13 protein-coding genes are annotated in these 17,807 nt (G+C 60.0%); 3 read left to right on the top strand and 10 right to left on the bottom strand.

All coding sequences use genetic code 11. The features are described 5' to 3' along the window. Positions 1-162: 162 nt before the first annotated feature. A complete protein-coding gene (locus JV551A3_RS18835; RefSeq protein WP_133971391.1) occupies positions 163-1,737 on the top strand; it encodes an aldehyde dehydrogenase (NADP(+)) in 1,575 nt (524 codons plus the stop codon). A gap of 450 nt (positions 1,738-2,187) precedes the next feature. Here the strand turns inward: JV551A3_RS18835 and JV551A3_RS18825 are convergent, their stop codons facing one another. Further along, a complete protein-coding gene (locus tag JV551A3_RS18825; RefSeq protein WP_133971395.1) occupies positions 2,188-3,096 on the bottom strand; it encodes a LysR family transcriptional regulator in 909 nt (302 codons plus the stop codon). Between the two features lie 137 nt (positions 3,097-3,233). Here JV551A3_RS18825 and JV551A3_RS18820 point away from each other — a divergent pair, with 137 nt between their 5' ends. Then, the gene (locus tag JV551A3_RS18820) at positions 3,234-4,058 is read left to right on the top strand and encodes a phytanoyl-CoA dioxygenase family protein (RefSeq protein ID WP_133971397.1); all 825 of its coding nucleotides are present in this window, start codon (positions 3,234-3,236) and stop codon (positions 4,056-4,058) included. An 80-nt stretch (positions 4,059-4,138) separates the two neighbouring features. Next, the gene (locus JV551A3_RS18815) at positions 4,139-5,530 is read left to right on the top strand and encodes an amino acid permease (RefSeq protein WP_133971398.1); all 1,392 of its coding nucleotides are present in this window, start codon (positions 4,139-4,141) and stop codon (positions 5,528-5,530) included. Positions 5,531-5,696: 166 nt separating this feature from the next. Here the strand turns inward: JV551A3_RS18815 and JV551A3_RS18805 are convergent, their stop codons facing one another. The 9 genes from JV551A3_RS18805 to JV551A3_RS18765 form a co-directional block, all read right to left on the bottom strand. Beyond that, on the bottom strand, positions 5,697-6,188 hold the full coding sequence (locus tag JV551A3_RS18805) for a DUF6708 domain-containing protein (RefSeq protein WP_328592111.1): 492 nt from the start codon (positions 6,186-6,188) through the stop codon (positions 5,697-5,699). 541 nt (positions 6,189-6,729) lie between these two features. Then, complete coding sequence (locus tag JV551A3_RS18800) at positions 6,730-7,554, bottom strand: DUF6708 domain-containing protein (RefSeq protein WP_235874608.1); 825 nt, start codon at positions 7,552-7,554, stop codon at positions 6,730-6,732. Between the two features lie 178 nt (positions 7,555-7,732). Continuing rightward, positions 7,733-8,533 (bottom strand): DUF6708 domain-containing protein, encoded by an 801-nt coding sequence (locus tag JV551A3_RS31045; protein ID WP_235874607.1) that lies wholly within the window; start codon positions 8,531-8,533, stop codon positions 7,733-7,735. After that, the gene (locus JV551A3_RS18790) at positions 8,530-11,748 is read right to left on the bottom strand and encodes a T6SS effector BTH_I2691 family protein (RefSeq protein ID WP_133979041.1); all 3,219 of its coding nucleotides are present in this window, start codon (positions 11,746-11,748) and stop codon (positions 8,530-8,532) included. Before JV551A3_RS18790 ends, JV551A3_RS31045 begins: the two co-directional genes overlap by 4 nt. Then, positions 11,745-12,668, bottom strand: coding sequence for a hypothetical protein (locus tag JV551A3_RS18785; RefSeq protein WP_133971685.1), 924 nt, complete (start codon positions 12,666-12,668; stop codon positions 11,745-11,747). The genes JV551A3_RS18790 and JV551A3_RS18785 overlap by 4 nt, the downstream gene beginning before the upstream one ends. Then, complete coding sequence (locus JV551A3_RS18780; RefSeq protein WP_133971683.1) at positions 12,668-14,746, bottom strand: type VI secretion system Vgr family protein; 2,079 nt, start codon at positions 14,744-14,746, stop codon at positions 12,668-12,670. The genes JV551A3_RS18785 and JV551A3_RS18780 overlap by 1 nt, the downstream gene beginning before the upstream one ends. 14 nt (positions 14,747-14,760) lie before the next feature. Next, on the bottom strand, positions 14,761-15,633 hold the full coding sequence (gene icmH, locus JV551A3_RS18775; RefSeq protein ID WP_133971681.1) for a type IVB secretion system protein IcmH/DotU: 873 nt from the start codon (positions 15,631-15,633) through the stop codon (positions 14,761-14,763). 232 nt (positions 15,634-15,865) lie between these two features. Next, the gene (locus tag JV551A3_RS18770; protein WP_133971679.1) at positions 15,866-16,837 is read right to left on the bottom strand and encodes a 5-oxoprolinase subunit C family protein; all 972 of its coding nucleotides are present in this window, start codon (positions 16,835-16,837) and stop codon (positions 15,866-15,868) included. Beyond that, positions 16,834-17,718 carry a 5-oxoprolinase subunit B family protein gene (locus JV551A3_RS18765; RefSeq protein WP_133971677.1) on the bottom strand — a complete coding sequence of 295 codons (885 nt, stop codon included), beginning with the start codon at positions 17,716-17,718 and terminating at the stop codon, positions 16,834-16,836. Before JV551A3_RS18765 ends, JV551A3_RS18770 begins: the two co-directional genes overlap by 4 nt. Positions 17,719-17,807: the final 89 nt, after the last annotated feature.

Genomic DNA, 17,807 nt, shown 5'->3' with positions numbered 1-17,807 from the left:
GGCTTTAGCCGCGAAGGGCCCGGCGCGGTGCATGGCACCGGCTGCGCCGGTGTTCGCGGCTGAAGCCGCTCCCACAGGGGCCCTGCTGACACGGCGGGGTATGTGCACTCCACTGGCTGACATGAACCTTTGAATCTTTTTTCCTCATTACAGGAGCCAACCATGTCTGGAAGCAACTTCATTGGCGGCCAGCGCAGCGCCACCGGCAGCGTGCGCCTGCAAAGCCTCGACGCGCGCACCGGCGAAGCCTTGCCGCAGGCCTTTGCCCAGGCCACCCCGGAAGAAGTGGACGCCGCCGCGCAGGCAGCCGAAGCGGCCTTTGCCGAATACAACGCCATGGCACCCCAGCGCCGTGCGCAGTTCCTCGATGCCATTGCCGATCAGCTGGATGCGCTGGACGACACCTTCATCGCCACCGTGTGCCGCGAAACCGCGCTGCCGGCCGGGCGCATCCAGGGCGAACGGGCGCGTACCAGTAATCAGATGCGCCTGTTCGCCACAGTGCTGCGCCGCGGCGACTTCCTCGGCGCGCGCATCGACCGTGCCCAGCCACAGCGCCAACCGCTGCCACGCCCCGACCTGCGCCAGTACCGCACCGGTGTCGGCCCGGTAGCCGTGTTCGGCGCCAGCAATTTCCCCCTGGCCTTCTCTACCGCCGGCGGTGACACCGCCGCAGCGCTGGCCGCCGGCTGCCCGGTGGTGGTCAAGGCGCACAGCGGCCACATGGCTACGGCCGAGCAGGTAGCCGAGGCGATCGAGCGCGCAGTGGTCGCCACCGGCATGCCCGCCGGCGTGTTCAACATGATCTACGGCGCCGGTGTCGGTGAAGCGCTGGTCCGGCACCCGGCGATTCAGGCAGTGGGCTTTACCGGCTCGCTCAAAGGCGGCCGTGCCCTGTGCGAGCTGGCTGCGGCGCGCCCGCAGCCGATCCCGGTGTTCGCCGAAATGAGCAGCATCAACCCGGTGCTGGTATTGCCTGCGGCCTTGCAGGCCCGTGGCGAGCCGGTGGCCAGGGAACTGGCCGGCTCGGTGGTGCTGGGCTGCGGGCAGTTCTGCACCAACCCCGGGCTGGTACTGGGCATCGCTGGCGAAGCGTTCAGCACCTTCCTCACGGCGCTTGGCGCGCAACTGGCCGACCAGCCTGGGCAGACCATGCTCAATGCCGGCACCTTGCGCAGCTATACCCAGGGCGTGCAACGCCTGCACCAGCACCCGGGCGTGCGCCATCTGGCGGGTGCCGAGCAGACGGGTGACCAGGCCCAGGCACAGCTGTTCCAGGCCGACGTGAGCTTGCTGCTGAACGGTGATGCATTGCTCCAGGAAGAAGTCTTCGGGCCTGCCACGGTGGCCGTCGCAGTGGCCGACGAAGCCGAACTGCGCCGCGCCGTGCAAGCCCTGCATGGGCAACTGACCGCAACCCTGATTGGCGAACCGGAAGACTTCCAGCGCTTCGCCGCGCTGGTGCCGGTGCTGCAGCGCAAGGCCGGGCGACTGTTGGTCAACGGCTACCCGACCGGCGTTGAAGTGTGCGATGCGATGGTGCATGGCGGGCCGTACCCGGCCACGTCCGATGCTCGTGGCACCTCGGTCGGCACCTTGGCCATCGACCGCTTCTTGCGCCCGGTGTGCTACCAGGACTACCCGGACGCGCTGCTGCCTGATGCCCTGAAAAACGCCAACCCGCTGGGCCTGCAGCGACTGGTCGATGGCCAGCACAACTGCGAGGCGCTGGCCTGACGCCAGCCTGTCAGGTAACTCCCGCCAGGCTAGGCCTGGCGGTTTTCCCGAGTCATTGGATTTGCCCGGAAACGAATGCGGTTCACAGATAGGCCAACGCCTCTGTGGGAGCGGGTTTACCCGCGAAGAATCCAACACGGTGGCTGGCACCGGCTGCGCCGGTGTTCGCGGGTGAACCCGCTCCCACAGGTACTGTGGCTGCGTTGAAGGCTGTGGTGATCCTGTGGGAGCGGGCGTGCCCGCGAAGAATGCGACGCGGTGTATGGCACCGGCTGCGCCGGTGTTCGCGGGTGAACCCGCTCCCACAGGTACTGCGGTTGCGTTGAAGGCTGTGGTGAGCCTGTGGGAGCGGGTTTACCCGCGAAGAATCCAGCGCGGTGGCTGGCACCGGCCACGCCGGTGTTCGCGGGCATGCCCGGTCCCACAGGTTGGCCTTCTTGAGTGAAGGAATCAGGCGCCCCCAGCCGCTATCTCCCGAGCAACCCAGCCCTTGAACGCCTCCGCCACCGGCGATGGGTGCATCGCGCCTGATTGGGCCAGCACCACTTTTTGTGGTGATACCTCTTCCAGTAATGGCCGGCATAACAGCGCTGTACCGTCATAGCAATGGTCCCCGGCGGGCCGGGTACATGACAGTGCAACCCCGTAGCCATGGGCGACGAGCCCCCGTTGCATCTCGAAGGTCTGGGTATATTGCTGAGTACGCGGTTGCAGGTTATGCGCCCAAAACAGTGACAGAAAATACTCACGCGTTTGTGCGATGTCCTCAAGAATCAAACACTCTTGCGCCAGCTCATGCAGCGGTATCTCGGCCAGGTGAGCCAGGCGGTGGTCAGTGGCGATGAGCGCGTAGGGCTTCAACTCAGCCAGTACCTGGCGCGGCAGCGAAGGATCAAGGCCTATGTCATAGGTCAGCGCGAGCTCGGCTTTACCGGCGCTCAGGTGGCGGTGTACGCCTGCCAGGTCAGTCTCGAAAAGCGTTACCTCGACATCGGGATACTGCTTGCGAAAACTCGATAGCAACCGCGGCGCGTAATAGGGGCCCAGGTCTTGAAAGCAGATGAGCGACAGGTTGCCGCGAAGCGAGCCGCGCGTGGTATCCGCGTTTTGGTTCATGGCAATGGCCATGCCGATGATATCGCGTGCCTGGGCCAGTAAACGCGTGCCCGCCGACGTCAGCTCCAGCCCGCGGCTGACCTGGCGCCGGAACAGCCGTTCGTTCAGCGCCTCTTCAAGCTGGGCGATCGCAACCGAAACCGATGGCTGTGAAACGTGCCGGGCTCTCGCCGCAGCGCTGATGCTGCCGTGTTCGGCCACGGCGACGAAGTACTCGAGCTGTCTGAACGAGAACCCTATCATCTTTTCCTATACTCAGGATTAGGAAATATATTCTTTTCCTATTGCGGCTTAAAAGCAATACTCGCCGTGCACCTTGCTTATTGCGCTTGAAAACTGGCAGTGGTGCTGTTGCCCAATAAAAAGACGAAGGGTGCTTCATGAAACAGTCCGCCGAATTTCAACTCAGTGACGAAACCATCAAGGCTTTTCAGCGTGATGGTGCCGTCTGCGTCCGTAATTTGTTCACGCCGCAAGAAGTTGCATTGCTGGAAACCGGCATCGAACAGAACCTGAAAGCCCCAAGTGAGCGCGCCAAAGTGGCGAGCCGCCCTGACGACCCAGGTTGGTTCTTCGAAGACTTCTGCAACTGGGGCGATATTTCAGCCTATCGCCAGTTCATCTTCGAAAGCAGGGTAGGTAGTGTTGCTGCGCAACTCATGAACAGCGAGACAGCCCGGCTTTATCACGATCACCTGCTGGTCAAGGAGCCAAACACGCGCCAGCGAACACCCTGGCATCAGGACCAGCCGTATTACAACATCGACGGGCGCCAGAACTGCAGCATGTGGATGCCAGTCGACCCGGTCTCGAGAGAATCCACCCTTGAATTCGTAGGGGGCTCGCACCTTGGGCCGTGGCTGATGCCACGCAGCTTCCTCGACAGCCAGGCGCAATGGTTCCCGGAAGGCAGCCTTGCGGACTTGCCGGATATCGAGGCCGATCGCAGTGCCTGGAACATCCTCGGCTGGGAGCTCTCCCCAGGCGACGCCGTGTTCTTCCACATGCTCACCTTGCACGCCTCTGGCGGTGTCGGGGGCAATCGTCGGCGTCGTGCGTTCTCGGTACGTTTCCTGGGCGACGACATTACTCACGCACCGCGCCAGTGGAAAACCTCGCCACAGTTTCCCGGCCTCGAAACGCAACTCGCCAGCGGTGCCCAAATGAACCACGAACTGTTTCCGCTGCTGTGGCCCAGGGCTTGATGATTGGAATACTGCGTGCCTGATAAAACCGCACGGCATTAGCGTTGTGCGGACCTGATAATAAAACCAAGAAGGTATCTATGAGCGCTCAATCTTCACACCAGTTGAAGCGGGGTCTCTCTACCCGGCATATTCGTTTCATGGCGTTAGGTTCTGCTATCGGTACGGGGCTGTTCTATGGCTCGGCATCGGCAATAAAGTTGGCAGGGCCTTCAGTGTTGCTGGCCTATCTGATAGGTGGCGCGGCCATTTACATGATGATGCGCGCCCTTGGCGAAATGGCGGTTCATAACCCGGTGTCAGGCTCGTTCGGGCACTATGCCAGCCAGTATCTGGGGCGCTACCTTGGCTTTCTGACAGGTTGGAGTTACGCGTTCTCGATGCTGGTGGTTTGCCTGGCAGACGTGACGGCCTTTGGCGTTTACATGGGGCTGTGGTTCCCTGAAACACCGGCCTGGATCTGGGTGCTCGGGATAGTGTTCTTTATCGGCGCGCTGAACCTGTGCAGCGTGAAAGTGTTCGGGGAGATGGAGTTCTGGCTGTCGTTGCTGAAGGTGACCGCGATCGTTGCCATGATTGTGGCAGGCGCGGCTGTGCTGCTGCTGGGTATCCAGTTGAATGACGATGCAGGCACGGTTGCCGGAGTCTCGAACCTGTGGAGCCACGGCGGGTTCTTCCCTAATGGCGTCAGTGGGATGATCGCTTCCTTCACTGTGGTGATGTTCGCCTTTGGCGGGGTCGAAATGATCGGCATCACCGCCGGCGAGGCAAGGGACCCGAAGCGGGTGCTGCCGAAGGCTATCAACTCAGTGCCTTTGCGCATCCTGCTGTTCTACATCCTTACCCTGTTCGTACTCATGGCCATTTACCCTTGGACCAGCATTGGCAGCCACGGTAGCCCGTTCGTGCAGATCTTCAGTGGTCTTGGCATCAGTTCAGCGGCAACTGTGTTGAACATCGTGGTGATTTCAGCTGCTGTTTCAGCGATCAACAGCGATATCTTCAGTGCTGGGCGCATGATGTACGGCATGGCTCAGGACGGCCAGGCGCCTGCAGGTTTTGCATCGCTGTCGCGTTTCGGTGTGCCGTGGATGACGGTCGCGGTGATGGGCGTCGCGCTGCTTCTGGGCGTGGTGTTGAACTACCTGGTGCCGGAAGACTTGTTCCTGGTTCTTGCGGCGGTGGTCACGTTCTCCATTGTCTGGGTCTGGTTGATGATCCTGCTTTCTCAAGTGGCCATGCGGCGCGGCATGAGCAAGGAGGAGGCGGCTGCACTGGATTATCGTGTGCCGCTGTGGCCGGTAGGGCCGGCTTGCGCGATTGCTTTCATGGTGTTCATTTTTGGTGTGCTCGGTTGGTTCCCTGCCAGCCGCACAGCCATGTATGTCGGGGTTGGCTGGTTGGTGCTGCTAACCCTGGGTTACTGGTTGTGGGGTGTGCGTGCGCCACGTCCAGTGTCGGCTAACGCTTGAGGCATTGAACCAAACTGTGGGAGCTGGCGTGCCCGCGAAGAATCCAACGCGGTGGCTGGCACCGGCTACGCCGGTGTTCGCGGGCATGCCCGCTCCCACAGGTACTGCGGCTGCCTTGAAAGGTATGGTGATCCTTACCGTCTAGGCCTCCGGGGCATCGGCCCTCTTATTCAGTTGGGGCAGTACGGGACTCACGGTCAATATCCTCCGGCCAATGAACCTTGGGTGCCAGGCAATGCATGTGGCTCAGGCCATCGTCATCGTTCCAGTCACGGGGTGGGTGCACGAACTTCGGCAGGGCTTCGGGGCCTTGCTGCATGAATAGCCGGGCGATGGCCCAGTAGGCTTCGCCTTGGTAGAGGTTGTGGGTGAAGAACACGCGGTCGATGACTTCGTTGGTTTCCGGGTTGCGTACCGACAGCATGACGTTCTCGATCAGGCCCCCGTGGCCGGGGGCGTAGACTCGGTAGACTTCGGCGGTTACGTCGTCCCAGTTGTAGGCGATCGGTTTGACGCCCCAGTGTTTGCGGCTGAACAGATAGATGTAGTGGAATCTGAATTGATAGAGATAGATTTTGCGTCGTAGGCGATTGAAGCGGATTGGTTCGTCTCGTGGGAGCAGCAGGTCCATCTTTACATATGTCGCAGTAGCCCACATGCCGATCAAAATCGCTAACGATGAGAGGATGTCAGTGCCCCAATTATTCGACCAGTAGATACCAAAAAACCTCCAGTGCATGTAGATTAATGCACCCACAGAAAAAACCAAGATAGGTCCCCCTATCAGCACTGTGATACCACGTAAACTGACAGTGGATCGAGGAAGTTCGAGGTACACCGAATCACAAAAATTTGGTGAGGGGTCTATATCCTCAAAACTTAATCGCGGGACTGCATCCGAGTTGACGTCCGGCAGATCGTGACTCCAGTACAAAGCCCGCTCGCAAATAACTCTGGACTTGGCTTTCATTCGTTAGTTTCCCTAATCCTAATTTCGATATGCATCTGGTAGTCGCCTCTGGCCAACACCTAACAGAAGTTTCGCGGCTTCGCCGGTGTTCGCGGGCGTAGCCGCTCGCACAAGTACTGCAGCTACGGCGAAGGGTGCGGTGTTCCCGTGAGGGCGGTTTGATCGCAAACAATCCAACGCATTGTCTGGTTTGCAGCCAGGGTGCTTGCTGAGCCTTCAACATCCCGCGCTAGCGGTTTAGAAGACTTCCCGTTGTCGGTGCACTGCGAGACTCAAGGTCGATTTCCGCTGGCCATCGGACCTTGGGGGCGAGGTATTGCATCGGGTTCAGACCATTGCCAACCTTCTGACCCTGCAAAGGGCGTATACAGTCAGGAAGAGCGTCATAGCCACTTTGCATATACAAACGTGCCAGTGCCCAATACTGCTTGCCTTGCTCTATGTCATCACACAGGAACAGGCGGTCGATGACTTCCTCGGTGCCTGTTTTACGAACCGATATCATCACATTTTCAATAGGGCCGCCGTAGCCCATTGGGGCGTATACCTTGTAGACCTCGGCAGTTAGGTCGGCCCAGTCATAGACCACGGGTTTTACCCCCCAACCCTTGCTGCCGAAGGGGTATAGGCGATCAAACCTGTACTCGTAAAAATAGACTTTTTGGCGTGCTCTATTGAAGCGTATGGGTTCATCTCGAGGAAGTCGTAGGTCCATACGAAAGAGTGGAAGTAAGGCCCAGGTTGAAAGAGTTACAATCATGATGCCTATGGCCGTAATTTCAATTCCAGATTGCCAGTCGTCAAGGAGAGAAGTGATGATGTCTGGCACGATAAATACCATGGTGTAGGTTAAAATAATCAAGCCTCCGAAAAAAGATATCCCCCGCATGCTGATCGACGACCGTGGAAACTCGATAAATATACGTCCAGCCCGATTGATCTTTAAATTAGATGCCAAACACGCCTCGCGCTGCGCGGGTGCAATATCATGCGGAGGAAGATCATACTTCCAGCCCACCCCTCGGGAAGGTAGCATCTTTCTCTTTCCTTTCATGCATTCAGTTCCGTGGAAACAGTGATTGGTAGGGCGATGGCGGCCTGGCTGATGATGGCAAGCAGAGCGGGGAACAACCTGCCGTAGGGCCTGACTGGGCAGTGGCCATGCGGGAAGAGTGAGGCTGCCGCAACCCAGGGCAGCCTATACCTTCTAGGCTTGGGGTTCAGCGGCCCTCTCACTCAGGTGGGGCAGTACGAGACTCACGGTCAATGTCCTCCGGCCAATTAACCTTGGGTGCCAGGCAATGCATGTGGCTCAGGCCATCGTCATCGTTCCAGTCACGGGGTGGGTGCACGAACTTCGGCAGGGCTTCGGGGCCTTGCTGCATGAATAGCCGGGCGATGGCCCAGTAGGCTTCGCCTTGGTAGAGGTCATAGGTGAAGAACACGCGGTCGATGACTTCGTTGGTTTCCGGATTGCGGACCGACAGCATGACGTTTTCGATCAGGCCACCGTGGCCGGGGGCGTAGACTCGGTAGACTTCGGCGGTTACGTCGTCCCAGTTGTAGGCGACCGGTTTGACGCCCCAGCGTTTGCGGCTGAAGATGAATATGCGGTCATATCGAAACTCATAAATATATATCTTTTGGCGAAGTCGATTGAAGCGAATTGGCTCATCTCTAGGCGTAACCAGATCAAGTCTGACATAGGGAATCAAAGCCCATAATGCTACCGGAAGAAGAGCTATTGATATATTTGTAAGCCAGTCGCGCGGCCAACTGCCATGCAAAAGGATCCAGTATAAGTAAAGCGTCATTCCTAGAACAAATAGTAAGCCCGGAACTCCAATCAAAAATATAACACCTCGAAGGATGGTGCTGCTCCGTGGTAATTCTAGATATACATCATCGAAATAATTGGGTGCCGGCTTGACACTCGCCCACACGTTCCGCCATTTTGGTACTTCATTTACTTTGGGAAGATCATGACTCCAGCCTAAGGCGCGCTCCCACAAAACTTTACCATCACGTTTCACTCGTTAACCTCCCTGGCACAAACCTCAACGTACCCACTTGGCAGGCTCCGATCCGGCCAGTACATGACCAACAGCGTAGCTGCCTCAATTGTGTGTTTTCCTATAGTCGCCATAAGCGCTATCGAGCCCGAAATCTCTAACTGGCTGAGTTCAGTAGAATAAGGTTTTCGCTTCTCGCTAATTGAATAATTGCAGTCGTGGTCGGGTATTTGTGAAGGCGCGAAGCTCGAAAATGAAGAGGACGGCGAGAGGAATTTTTCAGAGCTCGCAAAAAAATTGCCCGAAGCAATAGTTTCCCCGCCAACGTAGTCAGGGTGATTACCGTCACCGTGACGATGCGCAATCAACTTCCAGCGATATCCCGAAGAACGCTCGTCGTACATAGGCAAAGCGATCAAGAATTTCAGTTCCTTAATTATTTCCGTGCTAGTCAAGCCACCGATTTTCGGAAGCCCGGGATTAGTTGCCAAGCGCGACTCAAAATTCAACTTCGCCTGAACGCCTAGCGTGGCAGCATTGAGTTCGGCAAAAGCGATATCCGCTTGTTCTGGAACATTCCAATGAATGGTCGGCTTTTCGTCTGCTTTTCCAAAGCAGCACCGCCTTACCCAGCGCTCCAGATCAGTTGATTCATTTTCCTGAGCGCGCTTGCTTAGTTGATAAGCAGCAAGCGTGAGGGCGATCGCCAATCCCAGCGGGCCGATAACCAAGGGATTGAGTACTGCGAATCCGAAAGCGACAGTGCCAAGAACATACAAACCGGCCGAAATTAGATGTCGCTGGTATGCGGCATCATCACCCGCAGCGGCAGTTCGCCTGGCCGCATTGATTGCTTGAGCCGTATCAAAGACTCCTGCAACCGCACTCACCAAAGCACCAAGCCTTATCAAGACTCCCCCAGTGGCTGCTACACTCTTTGCCCACCCCACATTCAATGGACCAGCACTTGATCTCAAAATGAGCCCAACCAGTTCGATATGCCCTCCCAACACTCCCAAGTACGATCCTTGCAACGCCAACTTGGCCTCATACGCCTTGGGCCCAATCTCCGTTTCCGCCTTTTCCTGATTCCTGCCCAGGCTGTCCTGTTGCAAATACAACCCGCCTATCGCCAGCAGAACCTCCCAGCTGCCAGCAATCCCGCGCAACCCGGAAAAACCGGTTTTTACCAATCGGGCCGCCTGCTGCGACGTGATCTTCATCCCCTGCAATAATTTGCGCGCATCGGCTTCCAACGTCCCCGCCGCCACCGAGATATCCACCAAGGCAAGCTGCGCCGCACTGCTCGCCTGGGTTACGCCAATGTTGGCTTCCTGGAACAATCGCCCATGCACCTCTTCAGCCTTGCCCTCGACCCACACCGTCACACTGATCATGGTGTTGGTGAGCCGTGGATCGAGCACGGCCAGGCTCATCAAGCCGTGCTGGATAATCGGTCTCACCTTGCGCATGGCCTTCATCGAGCCAAACTCGAAGTCATCGATATTGCGGCGCATCCGGTCCCGCGCCTCGGCGATCGACGCATTGGCCTTGTGCTGCAACTCCCGAAGGTGCGCGCTCTGCAAGGCGTAGTACTCGCCCAGCTTCATCTTCACTTCCAGTTCGATCAGGTGCACGCCGTTGTAGAGAAACTGCGTGGCGCTGTTCAGATGGCGCACGGCCTTCTGAATGCCAGGTGACAGACAGGGCGCCAGCCGCTGACTGGCCGCATTGAGCGCGCTCTGCGTTTCAGCAATGGCCTGCTTGAGGGTATTGCGCATGCGCAGGCCGGCGTCATCGCTGGCGATGATCTTGCTCAGCATGCCGTAGAGCTTGTCGCTGTCGTTCCAGTTGATCGCTTCTGCGGCGGAGAAACTGGGCAGCAGCCCGGCCAGCAGAGAGCGATCCCGCATCAGCAAGGCGCGGTAGGGCGGGCTGTCCGGGTCCTGCAGCCATTTCAACCAGAGCAGTTCGCTGGTGCCGGAAGCGGGAACATGCGGCTCAAGGCGGGGGACGACCGCTTCGGTAACGCCACCACCCAGGCACAAGGCCATGGTCTTGGCGTAGGCCACCCCGGACTCACGATCGTTACCGTCATAGTCGTACGCTTCGGCCACCTTGAACATGGGCGTATCGAACAAGGCAACGTACGCCTGCGCATCCTTGTCGATGTAGCGCTGAAACTCGCGCTCCTGCTGGTCGTATTCAGCCTGGAACGCCGCCCGCTGCGGCTCGTGGTAGCGTTGTTCAAGCCGCTCGTCACTCTCCTGCTGCGCACGCTCGACCAACCGCTGCCGCTCGACTGTCGGCTCAACAAACGCTGGTGGCCCATCACCCGTCATCGGTTCCAGCGACGGCACCTCCTGCGCCGCCCACTCCCTGTGCGTGGCACGAATGATCTGCAGGATCTGCGAGGTCTGCAGCTGATAGGCGCGCATGGGGTCTTCACGCCACACCTGGCGTTTCACCACCCAGTTCAGCCGCTGATGGTTGTATTCCTGAATCAGCCCGATGGTGTCGTCGAGCACCACTGCCAGCACGCCGTTTTCCAGCTGGTGCCGGTTGATCGCATTGACCAGATAGCCACGCAGGGCGAACCGGCGCAGCCAGCGGCTGTGGAAACCATGCGCACTGTCGAAGGGGGCGCAGCCATGCTGGGCGTACTCGAATACCTGCTGGTCGACCCCAAGCTTCTCGGGCGTCATGGCAATGCCCAGCAACTCGGGATTGCTGCGCGCCTGAGTCAGGTCCAGGCCCTCGAAGCGATGCGCCGGCGACGCGCCGCTCTTGTACGCATTCAGCACACTGACCGGCCAGGGATCGCTGGAGAAGGCCAGCCAGGCGCTGGTGTACCTGCTGGTATCGATGTTGAGAAAGGCCGAAGGAATGTCGTGGTCTGCGTTCACGCATTTTTCCGGCAGTGGCGATGGCGGGCCGTCTGGCGGCTCGTAAGGGTTGAAGCGGCGCAGGTGACCCTGTTCGCTGACGGCATAGGCATGCCAGACCTGCTGGTCGAGCAGCACATACAGGTAGCCCATGCGCAAGGTGCGCAACCCCATCTTCGTCGAGATATGCCGGTTATCCGCGACGGTGGAGACACACTCGGGGCGGGTATCCGGCACCAGGGCGCAACGCAGCGGCAGGATCGGCAGGCCCTGGCGCTCGCAGGACATGCACTGGTCGTGCGGCAGCGCGGCTTCGGCGACTGCAATGGCGATTCGTTGGCTGATGGTCATAAGCGACTCTCGGACTTCGGCAGGCATTCGATCAGTTGGCGCCATTGCGCCTCGGAGTAGCGCGCAAGCAACGCGGCAAGCGGTGCCCTGCCTCTGGCTGCTGCGTCGACCATTTCGCTTACCGCAGGTACGGTATGCAGCCTGGGGTGAATACACAGGTGATGGAGAGCGAAAGCCACGATGTCCTCCCTCTCGCTCAGGCCCAACCTGCGTGCATCATCGACATGGTTCGAAGCACGCACCGCAGCAAACGCTGGAATCTGACACTGATGGGCATGGTGCGAACCCGCCCGCAACACTCTCCAGGTAGCCAGCACACGTTCGATCAGCCCCACGTCATCCTGAATTCGCCGCGCAGGTGCCGGCAAAGGGTGTCGCCGCCCGCTCTGCCCTTTCAGGCTTGCCAACCGTCCACCGCTACTGAGGAACAACCAGTCACTGATCGGCCACCATGGGCCTTGTTCGAGCCGCTCGAACATCGCTGCAAGCAATTCCAGGCGCACGGGTTCGTAGACCGGGTAGCTGCCGAACTCCCGATTGGAATCGGGTAGCCGACACAAGGCTGTGAGATGGGATGCGACAGTGGCCGAAGACGCCTCGCTGAACAGCCAGCCACACAGGTAACGCCGTTGCTGAAACAGCGCCCTCTGCGCTGCCCGAGCAGTCAGTTCCAGCAGACAGCGACTGGGGGCAGTTCCGGGCGAAGCCAGGCAGACCAGTACGGGATGCAGTTGAGGGGCATGGGCCAGGTCGGCCCGGTGCACACGGGTCAATGCCTGCTCACCCAGGGCATTGCGCAGCGGGGCAAGTACGGCGTGGTCGCCATTGTGAACAGTGGCAAGCGGATCTATCAGCACATGGCAGTACAAGTGCTCCCCATGGTGGCTTTCGATGAGCCTGGTCAGGTTATCAGTGCGCATCAGGCCTTGGCCTCGCACTTGTTGCTGGCGTCAGGCGCAAGCGTGAGTGGCTGGCTGCCTCCAGCCCCTGACGCAGCCGCGCTGGTTTGCCCCAGCAGGTCGAGTTTCAGCCCATTGATGGTGATGCCCTGCCCATCCAGTACAATGCTGCCGCCCGCGGTCATGAACTCGATGCGCTCACTGGCGCGCACCTGATAGATCGTCGTATGTTGCTCCATGCCCTGCCCGACCGTGACCTTTTGTGCACCTTTGACGACAAGTTCGGCGTTCTTTCCGACAAAGGCCTGGTGATTGGCCCCTGTTGACTCGCTGCGGTCGTTGCCTATCTTCTCGATCAGATCATGCTTGATGTCCACGCGGCAGGTTTGCCCGATGAGCTGGGTATGGTCACGCCCGGTTTCCTGGCGGAAGTCATGGCCGATATTCAAGTGCTCATCATTGCCGACCTGCTCGACACGATTACGCCCCACACGCGTGGTCTCATCGTTACCGACTACATTGTTCTGGTCCCGCTGGGCATGGATGAACACTTCTTCCTTGCCCAGTTCGTCCTCGAAGCGCAGCTCGTTGAAGCCATCGCCCTTGTGGGTCTGGCTCTTGATGGTCATGCGGGTCTTGTGTTCGGGCAGGTCGTACGGCGGTAGCTGGTTGCCGCAATAGGTACGCCCGGTGATCATCGGCTGGTCGGGGTCGGCGTTGACGTACTGGATGATCACGTCCTGGCCGATGCGTGGGATAGCCATCGAGCCCCAGCTGCCGCCGGCCCAGCCCTGCGACACGCGTACCCAGCAGGAGCTGAACTCGTTGTTCTCGCTCTCCCGGTCCCAGGGGAAGCTCACCTTGACCCGGCCCCACTCGTCGCAGTAGATCTCTTCCCCGGGCGGCCCGACGACGGTGGCCATGTGCGGCCCATCGATGCGCGGTTTGTCCAGCGGCGCAGGTCGCCATTCGATCCGACCGGGCACCAGCACGGCTTCCTGCGAGTAGCGCGTTCCTTGTTCGGCTCCAGCCGCTTCTTCTTGCAGGCTGGTGAACTGGCTACCCTCGTGATGCACGCGCATTACACGCCAATGGGCGTTGAGGTCTTTGCGCGGATGCTCGATGAGGGTAAAGCTCAGCCCCGGTTGCAGGCGTACATCGTCACCCTCGACTTCGGCAATACGGGCGTCATGGCGCAGGGCCGTCAGGCGGGTAGCGGTAAAGGGTACACCGACCGCATCGCGCTTGTAGCGGCCGGGGTAGTCGAAGCGCTCATAGTCCCGGGACTGATGGGTGATGCCACTGTCACTTGCGCGGTGTTCCTGCCGGTATTGCGGGTTGGTGAAGGTGTAGTCCCGCTGTACCTGTCGAGCAGTGCGTACCTGCTCGCTGTAACGCAGGCGGCGCAGGCAAGGCCTGGCCTGGTCACCACCGCTGTTGGCGCGGTACAGCACCTGGTCGGGACCGATGTCGCCTTCATCGAAGAAGCCTTCATCCTCGTCGTCGGCCTTGATCGCGCCTCGGCTGATCTGCCCCAGCGCCAGCAGCCGGTCGGTGATGACCAGCAGGTGGTGTTTCGGTGTGTGCTCGAAGCGATAGACGAAACCCTCTTCACCCGCCAGGCGGGCGATGAAGTCGAGGTCCGTTTCACCGGCCTGTACGCAGAACTCGCGCACCTGGTGCTCGCCCATACTCTTGATTTCGAAACGGGCAATACCCTGGCGCTTGAGCATCAGTTCGAGAATCTGCGGTACGGTTTTCTGCTGGAAGATGCGCCAGTTCGAACGCAAGCCGGCACGGGACAGCACGGGCTCGACCAGGGCGCGGTAACGGGTGCGATAGAACCCCGTCTCACCCTGGCTGAAGCTGCTGACCAGGCCATGCACATAGCGCAGGGGGCGCTCACCGCGCCAGATCGTGAACAGCACCGGTTTGTCGAGCAACTGGCCGAAGTCGACCTGGTCTTCAAAACTGATCAATTCCAGCTTCAGCTGGAACGGTGAGCTGATCATTTCGTCGAGTTCGAACGAAACCACTTCGAAGTCACTCTGGCCAGCCAGCGGCTGGAAGGTGAAGCGCAAGTCGGATTGGCTAGGCATGCGGATCCCCCCTGCTACTGCTGCAAGATGCCGTTGAGCGACTCCAGCACTTCGGCGGTAATCAAGCTCAGGCGGTAGCTGTAGTAGCAGTAGGCGCAGACCATGGCGATGGCGGAGATCACCAACGGGCTCCACCAGGGCCATTCCCAGCGCCGCATGCGGTGGGGACGATGGACCACGTTGGTATACGGATCGCCCGCAAATTGCGGCGTGGGGCCGCGCAGTTCACGAATGACCTTGTGCATTCGCGAAATCAGGGCATTGATGATTTCATCGCACTTCGGGTCCAGGGCGTACTTGCCCTTCAGGCCCAGGCAAAAGCAGAAGTACAGGAACTCCAGCACATCCTGGAACTCCTTGGGCGACTGCATCAAGCGCTCCAGCAACACGAAGATCTTCTCGCCGCCCTGGGTTTCGTCATGGAAGATGCTGAGCAGCGGTTCGTGGCTCCAGCACGAATTGTTCCCCCAGGGGCGGCTCATCACGGTCTCGTCCAGATAGAGACACAAGGCGTAGGAATAGGCTTCGAGGTGCACAGTGGAATAACCGTGCTGCTGTATTTCGTCGCGGATGGCGCTGACCTGGATCTGCAGGGTCTTGTGCACCTGTTCGATGTTGGGTAGGTCATCCAGCGTTTGCAGGCGAATGGCCAGGCCGAACAGCGGATTGGCCGCGTCGAGCATCAGGTTGGCGAAGCCGCCGCGAAGCTGGAAGTCCGGGTCGGCTGGATAACCCTCATGATCTGCGCGCCTGCCCTGACCGGGCGGATAGGGTGAATCGGTGCCCTCCTGGACATCGAGGATGGCATGCAGGCTGCTTTCGGTTACGTCATGGGCAGCGTTGGCGGTCTGGAATTTTCCAGGACGAACAGCAGATGGGGCGGGCATGAAGAGGTCCTTGTCTTCCAGTAGGCTGAAGACATGAACACTATCGGGGAATCAATTCTTCGAGGAGCGTGGTGCGTCCCAAAGCGCTGTAGGATTTTTCTCCTTTTGGCTTGTCTGGACGCTGTGATGCCGGAATTCCGGGGCCGCTCTGCGGCCCTTTCGCGACACAAGGCCGCTCCTACAAAGACTGCGCCAGCCCATGTGTGGGCGGCGCAGCGCCGCAACCGATCAATCAGCCAAACAACCTGGCCAGGCAACTCAGCTTCTTCTTGTACGAGCGCCGAGCCTCCAGTGCGTCCTCCAGGCTGACCTCCAGGAACCGCGCCTGCTGGTTGGGCTGCATCTGCCCGATCAGGTCCAGGTCGGCGCTGATCACCGTGCCGATCATGGCGTAGCCACCACCCGACACCGCATCACGGTGCAGGATGATCGGCTCCAGCCCCGCGGGTACCTGGATCGAACCGATCGGGTAGCAGCTGTCAACGATGTTCGACGGGTCCGAGCCGGCCCCGAACGGCTGCTCCCGTGGCTGGAAGCTCAAGGCACTGCCGCCCTTGTAGCGATAGCCGATACGGTCTGCCTCGGAACCGACCGTCCAGGCTTCGGTGAAAAAGCTTTGCGCTGCAGCCTTGGTCAGGCGATGAAAATACAACCCCGGCACCACCCGCAGCACCACCTCGCCGCCCAAGGCCTGGCGCAGGGCCATTGGCAGGCTCGCGCCGGCGCGGGTCTTGCCGCTGGGCATGCCGACCGGCAACAGGTCACCCGCCATCAGCTTGCGCCCATGGAAGCCACCCAATACACCCAACGCATAGGTGGAGCGGCTACCGAGCACCTCGGGTACATCGATACCGCCGGCCACCGCCAGATAGGCCCGGGCACCTGCAGTAGGGAAGCCGAAACGCAACACCTGCCCGGCACGTACGTCAAATGCCGTGTCCGGACGTTGCTCGCGGCCATCGAGCAAGGCCGGCATCTGCGCACCGCAAACAGCCACCAGTGCATCCTGCTGGAACTCCAGCTCCGGCCCTACCAGCGCACACTCAAGGCCGGCGCTGCCGGCCGGGTTGCCCACCAGGTGGTTGGCCGCCCTCAGCGCGTACTGGTCGAGGGCGCCGGACGGCGGGATGCCTAGGTGGTAGTAGCCTTCGCGGCCCAGGTCCTGCACCGAGGTAGCCAGCCCGGGTTTGAGTACCTTGATCATGCCAGCACCTGCAAAGTCCGTGGATAACCGACCGGGTCGGCGAGAAACGCATCCAGGGAAAATTCCACCGGGCGAATGCGCAGGTCGAAACGGCCGTCTTCGACATCCGCCACCGCCTGGTCGTAGGTGCGGCGGTCGATGGGCTTGAACTGCACGATGTCTCCCGGGCGGAAGAACACCATGTGCTCCTTCAGGTAGTTCAATGTCTGCTGCGGGTCGTAGATCGGCGCCGGGGTGACGCCGAACATCTGGTAGCCGCCTGCCCCGCGCACCGAATAGATGCAGCCGAAGCAGCCGCCATGGCCAAGGGTGAGCTTTGGCGTGTCGGTACGCGGGCGCAGGTACTTGGGCACCTGCAGTTGCCGCTCGCGCTCGACCATCTGGAACATGAACGGCAAGCCGGCAACGAACCCGACCATCGACACGAACCACGGCGCGCCGCTGTGCGCGGCAATGAACCCCTCGACATCGGTCAGGCCGTTGACCCGCGCGGCATACTCCAGGTCGGTGCTGCCGGGGTCCTGGTGGCGGTCACGAAAACGCATCAGCGTTTCATGGGTCCAGGGGTCGTTGTACAGCACTGGAATCTCGATGATCCGCGTCTGCAACGAGCGCTCGGCCACCGCCTGCGCTTCGGCACCGCGCACCGCCGCCAGCAGCACCTGCGGCGCGATACGGTCCGGGTCGAAGCGAATCTGGAACGAGGCGTTGGCCAGGCATACATCCAGCACGCCATCCAGGGCCAGCCGCTCCACCGCGCGGGTGACGGCCATGCCTTTGAAAAAGGCCTCCAGCGACATGCTCTCGCTGACTTCGGCAAACAGGTGCTCGTCGGCGCCAAAGCTGTAGCGGATAGGGGTTGAAGCGAGCGGTTCGGCCATGACTGTTCCTTTTTTTGGAGTCTTTACAGAAAGGCAGGCGAAAGCAAATTGCACGGGCTCCGGCTGATACCTGCCAGAGGCCCCACGGA

The organism is Pseudomonas inefficax, assembly GCF_900277125.1.
In the GTDB taxonomy this organism is placed as follows: Bacteria; Pseudomonadota; Gammaproteobacteria; order Pseudomonadales; family Pseudomonadaceae; genus Aquipseudomonas; species Aquipseudomonas inefficax.
The sequence above is the reverse complement of the archived record's forward strand: the minus strand, read 5'-3'. Positions and strand labels throughout refer to the sequence as shown.

Bases quoted from the DNA above. Each gene is read 5' to 3' on its own strand.
- JV551A3_RS18805 (WP_328592111.1), bottom strand. From the start codon at position 6,188: ATGTGGGCTACTGCGACATATGTAAAGATGGACCTGCTGCTCCCACGA.
- JV551A3_RS18765 (WP_133971677.1), bottom strand. From the start codon at position 17,718: ATGGCCGAACCGCTCGCTTCAACCCCTATCCGCTACAGCTTTGGCGCC.
- JV551A3_RS18770 (WP_133971679.1), bottom strand. From the start codon at position 16,837: ATGATCAAGGTACTCAAACCCGGGCTGGCTACCTCGGTGCAGGACCTG.
- JV551A3_RS18820 (WP_133971397.1), top strand. From the start codon at position 3,234: ATGAAACAGTCCGCCGAATTTCAACTCAGTGACGAAACCATCAAGGCT.
- JV551A3_RS18780 (WP_133971683.1), bottom strand. From the start codon at position 14,746: ATGCCTAGCCAATCCGACTTGCGCTTCACCTTCCAGCCGCTGGCTGGC.
- icmH (WP_133971681.1), bottom strand. From the start codon at position 15,633: ATGCCCGCCCCATCTGCTGTTCGTCCTGGAAAATTCCAGACCGCCAAC.
- JV551A3_RS18800 (WP_235874608.1), bottom strand. From the start codon at position 7,554: ATGAAAGGAAAGAGAAAGATGCTACCTTCCCGAGGGGTGGGCTGGAAG.
- JV551A3_RS18790 (WP_133979041.1), bottom strand. From the start codon at position 11,748: ATGACCATCAGCCAACGAATCGCCATTGCAGTCGCCGAAGCCGCGCTG.
- JV551A3_RS18825 (WP_133971395.1), bottom strand. From the start codon at position 3,096: ATGATAGGGTTCTCGTTCAGACAGCTCGAGTACTTCGTCGCCGTGGCC.
- JV551A3_RS18785 (WP_133971685.1), bottom strand. From the start codon at position 12,668: ATGCGCACTGATAACCTGACCAGGCTCATCGAAAGCCACCATGGGGAG.
- JV551A3_RS18835 (WP_133971391.1), top strand. From the start codon at position 163: ATGTCTGGAAGCAACTTCATTGGCGGCCAGCGCAGCGCCACCGGCAGC.
- JV551A3_RS18815 (WP_133971398.1), top strand. From the start codon at position 4,139: ATGAGCGCTCAATCTTCACACCAGTTGAAGCGGGGTCTCTCTACCCGG.